Here is a 1,412-nt window from a genome sequence, read left to right on the forward strand (position 1 = left end):
CAACTCGGCTGCCCCCTCGTGTGATTGTGTCGCTCACCGGTTCGGGAACGCGGCTGATCATGCCGAACGTGTTCGGCGGTATCCGTCGGACATGACGGATACGGAGTGGGCCCGGGTCCGGCCGCTGCTGCCGGTGCCCGGCTGGCTGCGGGGCCGGGGCGGGCAGCCGGAGGCGTACTGCCACCGGGCCATGCTGGATGCGGTCCGCTATCTGGTCGACAACGGCATCAAGTGGCGGACGATGCCCGCCGACTTCCCGCCGTGGGACCGGGTGTATGCGTTCTTCCGCCGCTGGCGCGACCACGGCCTGGTCAAGGAGTTCCACGACCGGCTGCGTGCTCGGCTGCGGCAGCGGGCGGGCCGGGACGAGCAGCCCACGGCCGGCGTGATCGACTCGCAGTCCGTCAAGGCGGACGCCGTCGTCGGCGCGGACAGCCGCGGCTTCGACGGCGGCAAACGCATCAACGGACGCAAGCGGCACGTCGTGGCCGACACCCTCGGCCTGCTGCTCGCGGTGACGGTCACCGCCGCGGAGATCGGCGACCGCCCCGCCGCCCGTGTTCTCCTGCATCAAGTCGCCGATGTCCATCACCAGTTGGCACTCGTCTGGGCCGACGGCGGCTACACCGGCAACCTGATCGAGTACTGCCTGACCGTGCTCGGCCTCGTCCTGGCGATCGTCCGGCGCAGGGACGACCTGCGGGGCTTCGTGGTGCTGCCCAAACGCTGGATCGTCGAGCGGTTCTTCGCTCATCTGATGCGAAGCCGCCGCCTGGTCCGTGACTTCGAACGCTCCACGACCAGCGCCGAGGTGATGGTCTACTGGTCGATGACGATGCTCATGACCCGCCGTCTGGCCCGGTGACCCCAGCGGCGAGGGTGAACCGGCCCGGCTGCCGCTCGGCCAGCCAGCCCCTCGCCACCAGACGCTTCGCCTTCGAGCGCAGTGCCTCCACCTTCGCCGGCACCGCATCCAGGCCGAACAAGGCGGCCATCTCCTGGCAGGTCAACGGCCCTTGATGGAGGCGACGCCGGTCCGCGAGCACGGTGAGGATGCGCTGGTAATCCACCGACAGCACCGACCAGCCCAGACCCTCACGCCAGAGGGGCACCTGCGACTTCGGCTTCGCCGCCGCCACCGACGAAGCTGCCTCCCTCTGCTCGGCCTGCTCGGACTCTTCGGGCTCTTCGGACGGGTCCAGTACCTCACCCACGCGTGACCGGGCGATGGCCCACTCGTTCCAGTCCCGCTCGGCCACGGCCAACTCGGCTTGCACGCGGTCGGCTTCTTCTCGCAGCTCGTCCACCCGGCGACGGGCAGCAAGCTCACGCTGTTCCAACAGCCCCACGACTGACGGCATCCGCGGCCTCCCCGGGAGCGATGACACGACAGGCCACCACTCCCACAACAC

2 protein-coding genes are annotated in these 1,412 nt (G+C 69.8%); one reads left to right on the forward strand and one right to left on the reverse strand.

The features are described from left to right. The first annotated feature begins 91 nt into the window (after positions 1–91). Entirely contained in the window at positions 92–865 is a 774-nt protein-coding gene (locus OKJ99_RS08695; protein ID WP_326015278.1) for an IS5 family transposase, read from the forward strand. On the opposite strand, the gene OKJ99_RS08700 is transcribed toward OKJ99_RS08695, so the two are convergent. Then, positions 840–1,361 carry a hypothetical protein gene (locus OKJ99_RS08700; RefSeq protein ID WP_326015279.1) on the reverse strand — a complete coding sequence of 174 codons (522 nt, stop codon included), beginning with the start codon at positions 1,359–1,361 and terminating at the stop codon, positions 840–842. The two genes, OKJ99_RS08695 and OKJ99_RS08700, sit on opposite strands and share 26 nt — an antisense overlap. Positions 1,362–1,412 lie beyond the last annotated feature (51 nt).

This window comes from Streptomyces endophyticus (genome assembly GCF_035798155.1).
Lineage (GTDB): Bacteria > Actinomycetota > Actinomycetes > Streptomycetales > Streptomycetaceae > Streptomyces > Streptomyces endophyticus.